Source organism: Bacillus sp. 7884-1, assembly GCF_002272245.1.
GTDB lineage: Bacteria > Bacillota > Bacilli > Bacillales > Cytobacillaceae > Neobacillus.
In genome coordinates, this window is the sequence record NZ_NPDD01000245.1 from 1 (window position 1) to 8,082 (window position 8,082).

General features: G+C 36.6%; 11 protein-coding genes. All 11 read right to left on the minus strand.

Features of this window, described 5'->3' with window-relative positions; genetic code table 11:
• Positions 1–100: 100 nt before the first annotated feature.
• On the minus strand, positions 101–538 hold the full coding sequence (locus tag CHI06_RS26230; protein WP_095251592.1) for a VOC family protein: 438 nt from the start codon (positions 536–538) through the stop codon (positions 101–103).
• A 333-nt stretch (positions 539–871) separates the two neighbouring features.
• Entirely contained in the window at positions 872–1,837 is a 966-nt protein-coding gene (locus CHI06_RS26235; protein WP_095251593.1) for an NAD(P)H-dependent glycerol-3-phosphate dehydrogenase, read from the minus strand.
• A gap of 407 nt (positions 1,838–2,244) precedes the next feature.
• Entirely contained in the window at positions 2,245–2,379 is a 135-nt protein-coding gene (locus CHI06_RS30820; protein WP_257009464.1) for a hypothetical protein, read from the minus strand.
• A 191-nt stretch (positions 2,380–2,570) separates the two neighbouring features.
• Positions 2,571–3,431 carry a phosphotransferase family protein gene (locus CHI06_RS26240; RefSeq protein ID WP_095251594.1) on the minus strand — a complete coding sequence of 287 codons (861 nt, stop codon included), beginning with the start codon at positions 3,429–3,431 and terminating at the stop codon, positions 2,571–2,573.
• 81 nt (positions 3,432–3,512) lie between these two features.
• A complete protein-coding gene (locus CHI06_RS26245; protein ID WP_095251595.1) occupies positions 3,513–3,980 on the minus strand; it encodes an SRPBCC family protein in 468 nt (155 codons plus the stop codon).
• 50 nt (positions 3,981–4,030) lie between these two features.
• Positions 4,031–4,765 carry a GDSL-type esterase/lipase family protein gene (locus CHI06_RS26250; protein ID WP_095251596.1) on the minus strand — a complete coding sequence of 245 codons (735 nt, stop codon included), beginning with the start codon at positions 4,763–4,765 and terminating at the stop codon, positions 4,031–4,033.
• Positions 4,766–4,857: 92 nt separating this feature from the next.
• Positions 4,858–5,214, minus strand: a complete 357-nt coding sequence (locus tag CHI06_RS26255; RefSeq protein ID WP_095251597.1) for a cupin domain-containing protein — start codon at positions 5,212–5,214, stop codon at positions 4,858–4,860.
• A 121-nt stretch (positions 5,215–5,335) separates the two neighbouring features.
• Positions 5,336–5,713 carry a DUF488 domain-containing protein gene (locus tag CHI06_RS26260; RefSeq protein ID WP_095251598.1) on the minus strand — a complete coding sequence of 126 codons (378 nt, stop codon included), beginning with the start codon at positions 5,711–5,713 and terminating at the stop codon, positions 5,336–5,338.
• A 96-nt stretch (positions 5,714–5,809) separates the two neighbouring features.
• Entirely contained in the window at positions 5,810–6,040 is a 231-nt protein-coding gene (locus tag CHI06_RS26265; protein ID WP_133371227.1) for an excisionase family DNA-binding protein, read from the minus strand.
• Positions 6,041–6,045: 5 nt separating this feature from the next.
• A complete protein-coding gene (locus tag CHI06_RS26270; RefSeq protein ID WP_095251600.1) occupies positions 6,046–7,074 on the minus strand; it encodes a DmpA family aminopeptidase in 1,029 nt (342 codons plus the stop codon).
• Complete coding sequence (locus tag CHI06_RS26275; RefSeq protein WP_095251601.1) at positions 7,071–8,006, minus strand: dipeptidase; 936 nt, start codon at positions 8,004–8,006, stop codon at positions 7,071–7,073. The genes CHI06_RS26270 and CHI06_RS26275 overlap by 4 nt, the downstream gene beginning before the upstream one ends.
• Positions 8,007–8,082 lie beyond the last annotated feature (76 nt).

Consider the following 8,082-nt stretch of genomic DNA (forward strand, 5'->3'; position numbering starts at 1 on the left):
TTATATGATACGACCTATGCTCGGCCGCACAAGCACCCGATAGTTTAAGAAGAAATCTTTAAAGTTGAATATCTAAATCATTTAAAGTCCCATTCAATATTTATCTGATTTTTTCCGCCAACTCCAAAATAATTCCCTCTGGACCACGAACGTAGCATAATTTATAACTTTCTTCATATTGCTGTATCTCACTAAAGATTTCCGTACCCTTCTTTTTCAATTTGGCAACAACAGCTTCAATATCTTCAATAGTAAATGCAATATGTCGGATACCCAGTGTATTTGCAAAGGGTTGCTGAATATCTTTTTCATCTGACGGCGAATAAAATTTGATTAGCTCTATCCATGTCTGACCTTCTGGCGTTCCCAATCCTACACAGGCTACTTTAACGTCATTAAGCCCAACTGCATATCCCATCAACTCTCCTTCCATTTCCCATTCCCCTTTCACCTCAAGTCCAAAATCGAAAAAAAACTCTTTAGTGGCAGAGAGATCATTTACGATTACACCCACATGATCTATTCTTTGGATCTTCAAATTTCATACCTCCTATGTTCCTGTTAATTTGCAATATCCTGTATTCAAATTCTAGTATTAACAAAGGGACGATTAATATAATAATAAGATACCAGCATTGCCAGTGAAGAAAAGAATCATTTCACTAATTTTGTATTAAATTATTTTTAAATTCCTTCCTCATTTCCATAACGGTGTCAATTGGGAATAATTATTCATATACTTTCCACCTATTTTTTCTCAATGTTTCCCTTTGATTATTGAACAATACTGCTCTTTAGTTCAATAAAAAAGGAGTAATCTCCTACTTGAAGTATTGCATCCCGTTAGTTAAACAAGGAATTTTTTTAATATTTATTGAAACTCAAACTTTACAGGTCTCAAGAATAAATCTTCTAATGTTTCCTTTGCATTTTTATTTTCAAATAAAATCTCATATAAGGCGTTACTGATCGGAAGTTCTACACCATACTGTTTAGATAATTCCCTTAATGCTCTAACTGTAGAAACACCTTCAGCAAGTTTTCCAAACTTCTCTCCTTCAACGTAAGCTTGTCCATATTTCCTATTATGGCTATGAATTGAGAATAATGTTGCTTCATAATCTCCTAAATGACTTAATCCATAAATCGTTAAATCATTCCCCCCCATTGCTCTTACTAGACGAGATATTTCTCTTGTCCCTCTAGCCATTAGCGAACCTTTTAAACTGCTATAACTTAATCCATCTAACATGCCTGCTGCAATTCCCATAACATTCTTGGTTGCAGCCCCTATTTCATTCCCAATAAGATCTTGACCATAATAGAACCTGATTAAATCACTATTTAGCTCTTCAACAATCTTCTTTGTTATTTCTACATTATCAGAACCAATAACCATACAATTTGGTATATTTTTTACAAAATCTTGTACGTGTCCTGGTCCTACCCAAACTGCTACATTCACATTTCTTCCGACCTCCTCACTAAATACTTGAGAAAGTCTTTTTCCACTAGAGGCTTCAAGACCTTTCATACATAAAATGAATGTTTTGTTTTCCGTTTCTTTTAATAAGCTTAATTGTTTAGCAAATGACCTTAATTCTTGAGCACTGATTGAAATGATGATTACTTCAGCAAATGAAATCGTTTGCTCTAATGAACTGTTTAATTCTAAAGTATCTGGTAAAGAGAGGTAATCATTTTTTCTAGTTTCTTTTAATCCAACAAAATTTCTTGAACTTTCCCTCCCCCATAGCATTACATTATGTCCAACTTTATTGACATACCAAGCCATAAAAGTTCCCCATCGCCCGCATCCTAAAACTGAAATGTTCATTATTTTCTCCTTCATCCTTTTATTTTTCTCATTATTAATTTATAATTTCTTTCCTAAAGATAAGAGCCACTATTTACCTTACATCCAAGGTTATATTCGACTAACTAGACAAAATTCCTTCTTCAACTAAACTGCTTCTTTAGTTTAAGTACATACTTTCACAATACTTGTGATTATTAATCAATCGATTTGAAGTGGGAAGTAAATAGTTTATTAATTATGACCTCTACAGAAAGTTCTGTAACGAAAATTTTTCGAGTACCATTTGGCATACCAAAAGTACCTTAAATAACAACAAAAAAAGGACATCAAACCGTTGCGATTTGATGTCCTTTTCCTAATGACTTTTTATATTTTGTACTCGGAAACAAAACCCGTTACCCTTGTGATGCGTTTTCCACTTTAAATTAGGAGTTCTTTTTATTTTCTCTTGCAGCTTGTTTCCTTGCTTTCTTACTTAATCCTTGTTCTGCACCAAATTCCGTATCAGCCTTGCTTCCACCAGTATGAGGTTGGTTACGATTGTTATTTTTATTGGTCATTATTTGTAATTCCTCCTTATTATGTATGTTGGGCTAGCAACATCTTTTATAATGCTTAAAAAGGTAGGATAATATACCCATTTATCTTTATTTCTTTATCGGAGGAAAGTTTGAAATTAAGCATTAAGAACTATATGAGCTTGTTTCTATTGGAGACAGTTTTTTAAGAATCTAAGAACTCTGTTTGAAGTTTATCTAAAAGCTTTTATCCCATTTTCAAATGCTTCTACATCGTCATTTTCCACCCCATGTAAGGCTTCTTGTAATGCGAAGGTACTTCTATAAAACTTAACTCGTTCAGCTATTTCTGTTCCATTTGGATATAAATTCAAACACATATTAAAAAACTCTTCCCCGTAACTAGATAGTATTCCTGCAAAATCATAGGCGGGGTCACCGATACCACTGCCGCCAAAATCAATAATCCCCGATATATTATAGGTATCAGGATTCCATAAAATATTGGTGGCCCCAAAGTCGCCATGGATCAAAGTGGTGTTTAAGTTTAAGCATGTTTTGCTATATAGAAAGGTTTCAAAAGAAGAAGAAATTTGTCGTTGTGATTCTTCCCTCATAAAAGGAAACAGTTTATTTTGTATCCTTAGATAAAGGTTGACCATTTGTTCACGGGGATTGGTTTCCTCTAATGGCAGTGTTTTTTTAGAAATTGAATGAATTTCAATAAGGAAGCGCACAAGCTGTGATGCTAGCCTATTTAATACTTCTTCATTTTTAATCCTTCCGAAACTTGCTTTCCATAATGGAGACCCTTGGATTAACTCATAGCCAACAAAAGCTTTTCCTACTTCCCAATTTTCAAAAGATTGATAGATAGGATATGGTATCGGAATAGATACATTGCTATTAATAGCTTCTAATATCTCAGTCTCTTTTTTTAAATTGTCTATCCCCATTTGATACTTTGGAAATCTAAAAACGATTGATCCATTTACAATTATTACATCATTATTTTGGCCAATTTCATTTATCTGACAATCCAGGACGGAAAGGCTAGGGTAAACCTGTTTAATGCGCTCTATATATTTCTCCATTGTCTGTACTCCCTTTTAACTCTGCTTAAATCATGACAAAACGGCAGACTAAATCCAGGGAATTTAGCTGCCTTATTACTCTTACCAACTTACGTTCGCATCCGGTGCCTTGTCGGCTACAAGATTTAATTGAATGTTAAACTCTAGATAAGCCTTTAATCCAGAGAGTACCATTGTGTATCCTCCCATTGAATCAATGGCATGGTTGACCATTTCATCGCCGCTGCCAGAAAAGCCAGAGTTTGTAATCGAAACAAAAGTTTGATTGTCTCCTCGGGGGGTAAATACCCACTCAACCTGAGTGCCATCGGTCCATTCAATTCTGATTACCTTGTTTTGCTCTAATTTCTTAACATTTAACTCATCCCCAACACCATACATTTCCCAGTCCCACCTGATTGTTTTACCTTCTTCTAATCTTCCGCTGCTTTTGGTGAACCAGAACTTTGTAGTAATTTCTGGGTTGATAAAAGCTTCATAAACTTCCTCAACTGGTCTGCGAATAAGCATTTCTGCTTTTACAACGGGTTTTTCGTTAAGTGTAATCATTTTAAATGCTCCTTATCTTCTTTATTCATAGCTTAGTATCACAATTGTTTCTAATTCGATAATGATTTAGTACCAATTTCTTTTAAAACTTTTTCAGATAATCGTTTAGCAATTAATTTGTAACCAGCAGGATTGGGATGTAAAGAATCACTGAAATAAGTACTTTTGGGTTTATCTTGAAATAGGTCAAGCGTGGCAACATAATCAATTCGATCAAAATTATCTGTCACTTTGACAATTTCATCGTTCCAATCTTTTATGGTGCTTAGAATTTCCTTGCGATTTGAATATTCGACATAGGGTTGATATAAACCTAGAACAAAAATAGGAGCAGCAGAATTATCTTTCCTTATGCTTTCAAGGATTTTATTAAGGTTGGTTGTGAATGTAACTTTACCATCATTTATTCTTTTTACATCAAGTGGGTTAAATTGATAATTAGCACTCTTTCTAAAATCATTCGTTCCGATATAAAGAATGATATAGCTGGCCTTTTTTATCTGCGTGTTGATTTTTTTATCCTGCAGTTGTTCGAGAACTTTATCGGTAGAATACCTTGGAATGGCAAAGTTACTCACTTGGACAGGAGTATTCAGTATATCTTCCAATTTCACTTTAACACCATTAATGTATCCCTTTTTTGCAGGGTCCCCTATTCCATGTGTGATGGAATCACCGAGAGCTACAAGGTTAATGACCTTTGTACTGGCCGAAGAGCCATGAATACCGGTATAAGTACAAAACAGGATTAATATCATACAGAATAATAAAAAATATTTTTTCATAATAGAACTCCTATTTATGTTATTTATTTAGGAGTTTTCCCAGTGACACCCAGACTCATGTAGTATCTGCGAGTTTAACTCCAAATGTAATGTTAGATCTTTGAAGGCATGAATGCTGTTGGATTTAACTCTTCACTTTCAATCACAATAGCTGTTAATCCATTTTCAGATTTTGTTTCGTGCCATTCGTCTCTTTCCCAAAACACAGCATCTCCAGGCTGTACTTTAAAATATTCTTCCTGATTAATACTTACCAAACCTTCTCCATTTAAGATTAACAATAGTTGCGGTCCTACTGCTTGGTGAAAACCTATCAAGCCATTTTCACCTAAATGCATACAACCTATTGATGCATCCTTATTTGTTTGTATGATTCGAGTCATAATAAAATCAGAATTAAATTTTGTAATTTGCTTACCACTCTCTTTATTAAAGTTATAAAATTTCATAAATTATGTACCCCCAAAAACTATTTTTATATCCTACATATTCAAGAAATTCATGTATTAATCCTCTAAGAAAAAAGATATCTAACTAAAAGAAGAGCCCTTTTATCTCAGGGCTCCTCTTCTATGCTTTTACTTCTTCTATAATTCTGTTTAGCTCTTCTAGCAGTACGATTGCATGATTATATACAGGATCCTTTGCTCCATAAAGGAGAGTAACGTTCCCCTCAGAAGTCAGTTGAATTAATTCACCGAAAATACTCAGCTTCTGTTCATCCGTACGCAATTCCTCTATGTACTTAGCTCGAAACTCCTCAAACAACTCAGGCTTGTGACAGAACCACTTACGAAGCTCAGGACTAGGAGCCACCTCCTTCTGCCAAGCCGTCAACCTAGCAGCCTCCTTCGAAATCCCACGCGGCCACAATCGATCCACTAAAATCCGAAAACCATCTGAATCATCGAATGGTTCATAAACTCTCTTCAAGAAAAAATTCCCCACTTGAAAACCCCTTCTTCCACGATTTTGAAGAAGTGTCCATACCACGTGGACACTGTCCACGGACGGTGACAGGCACCATATTATAACGCTTCTAAATTAGTCCTCATCTTTTATGTCGTGGTCTTCTGGGATGGGTTCGCTTAGGATTTCTTCGACCAGGTGTTTGTATTTTTCGATTTGTTTTAGGTGGGTGTTGAATTGTTCTTTGTTGATGATCCAGCCTTCTCCGTCATGGATGGCGCGGATTTTTTTTTGTTTGATTAGTTCTTCTATTTTTGCTTCTGGCATGGATAAATATTCTGCTGTTTCTTTTATGGTTAGATACATATCATTCATTCCTCGCCCGTAAAGGTAATATTATTTACAACTCTTCCCGCTCTTCCTTTTGTGGTCACTGCCTGTGAAAGTGAGTTTAGGATTGCTTCCTCTGCTGCTTCTGCAGCGCCCGTAAATAGCTGGTTCATCAGGGGATGGTCTTCGCGAAGCTGGATCCTTTCTTCCGTGGATTCTTCGGAAAAATGGTCTGATTTATGAGCTGTCGAGAAGGCGATGACAATATCCCCGCTGCCATGACTGAAATGACTGCCTGTTCTGCCGAGACCAATTCCACAACGTTTTGATAAACGCAATAGCTGCCTGTCACTTAAAGGAGCATCCGTTGCGAGCACAATGATAATCGAGCCATCTGATGTATCCGAAAGTCCTTCCACTTTTGAATAACGTAATTTTTGTAGTTCTTCCTTTTTACCAAAGTTGCTTAGAACTAAACACCCGATTGTGTATTCTTCAATGGTACGCGAAGACGTACCAATTCCACCTTTGTAACCAAAGCAAACCATCCCTTTACCAGCACCAACAGCACCTTCCTCAGCCTGATGGTCTGAGGCATTTCTAATTGCTTCAATCGCATGGTCCGGTTTAACTGGAAATTTCCTAATTGAATTTAAGTAACTATCATTGCATTCTCCCACCACAATGTTAATAGTACCTGTTGTTTCTCCAATTTCAGGATTCTCAGCCAGCATGTATTCTAAAGTTCCTTGAGTGACTGCCGGTACTCCAAACGTATTAGTCAGCATGATCGGTGACTCTAGCTGTCCTAATTCATTGACTTGAACAAGCCCGGTGGTCTTCCCAAACCCGTTAATTACATAACTTGCGGCTGTTACTTTTTCTTTAAACACATTCCCTTTATGGGGTAATATTGCTGTAACTCCCGTACAGGCATAATCAATACCGGCAACATCAAGTGGAAAATCAAGTGTTACTTGACCTACCATTACGCCCTCAACATCGGTAATACAATTTTTGGGACCTGTTGACAGCATGCCAACACTTATTCCTGCCTGTCTAATTTTCATCCTAACACTCCTGGCCGATGATCGAGAAAGTTTTGGTAAGCAAAACCTCTCACCTCATCCTCTTTAAAATGCTTTAATAATTCATTAATGAGATTTTGTGATTTCGAAGCGTCCTCTAAATCAGTAATAAACGCTGATATTCCATCGAAATCAGAGCCTAACCCAATATGCTTCACACCGCCTAAAGAACAGAAGTGGTCGATATGCTTTATTAAGTCTGAAATTTTCACCTCTCCAGCTTCCTTTACGAATGGAGGGTAATAGACAACATGAACCATCGCATTTCTTTTAAACATCGCAGTCGCTTGTTCATCTGTTAAGTTGCGGAGATGATGACAAATAGATCTTGAATTTGAATGACTGGCGATTGGATATTTAGCTAATTGTATGACCTCCCAAATCCCCTTGTCGCTCAAATGAGAGATATCCGTCAGAATTTGATGGTCATTATTAAACTGCACGATCTCTTTCCCAAAAAGCGTAAGCCCGCCGCCACGCGGTTCGCCGGCTCCATCTGCAGCTAAATTCGCATTATTCCATGTCAAACCCACCGAACGGACACCCAGTTGATAAAGGATGTGGAGTTTCATTATATCGTTGCCGATGGCATCCACACCTTCAAGGGTTAGCATGGCACCAATTTGGCCGATATTAATGTTTTCAAAATCAGACCATTCTTTAATGTGAATCATATCATGGTTTTTCCCGAGTACTTCTTTGTAAAAATAATTAATTTGTACGAGTGCTTCTTGAAATTTCTGGTCAGAAGGAATGTCTGGCTCAATAAAAATGGCAAAGCACTGAACCTTGACTTGCCCTTTATGTAGCCTCATTTTATTCGTCTGCAATTCTTTTGCATTTGCAAAACGCAACGAGCCTTTTCCTTCTGAAAGTTTAAGTAATGCATCACAATGGAGGTCAATTAATTTCATGATGAGCCGACTCCTTTTTTAAAGGCTTTGTTAAAGGTAACTGTTGATTTTAGAACTCTGTTGATTTGTGCGGAGG

Excerpts from the sequence above, each read along its gene's own strand:
- CHI06_RS30820 (WP_257009464.1), bottom strand. The coding sequence starts at position 2,379 with ATGACCAATAAAAATAACAATCGTAACCAACCTCATACTGGTGGAAGC.
- CHI06_RS26275 (WP_095251601.1), bottom strand. The coding sequence starts at position 8,006 with ATGAAATTAATTGACCTCCATTGTGATGCATTACTTAAACTTTCAGAA.
- CHI06_RS26235 (WP_095251593.1), bottom strand. The coding sequence starts at position 1,837 with ATGAACATTTCAGTTTTAGGATGCGGGCGATGGGGAACTTTTATGGCT.
- CHI06_RS26250 (WP_095251596.1), bottom strand. The coding sequence starts at position 4,765 with ATGAAAAAATATTTTTTATTATTCTGTATGATATTAATCCTGTTTTGT.
- CHI06_RS26270 (WP_095251600.1), bottom strand. The coding sequence starts at position 7,074 with ATGAAAATTAGACAGGCAGGAATAAGTGTTGGCATGCTGTCAACAGGT.
- CHI06_RS26265 (WP_133371227.1), bottom strand. The coding sequence starts at position 6,040 with ATGTATCTAACCATAAAAGAAACAGCAGAATATTTATCCATGCCAGAA.
- CHI06_RS26245 (WP_095251595.1), bottom strand. The coding sequence starts at position 3,980 with ATGATTACACTTAACGAAAAACCCGTTGTAAAAGCAGAAATGCTTATT.
- CHI06_RS26240 (WP_095251594.1), bottom strand. The coding sequence starts at position 3,431 with ATGGAGAAATATATAGAGCGCATTAAACAGGTTTACCCTAGCCTTTCC.
- CHI06_RS26255 (WP_095251597.1), bottom strand. The coding sequence starts at position 5,214 with ATGAAATTTTATAACTTTAATAAAGAGAGTGGTAAGCAAATTACAAAA.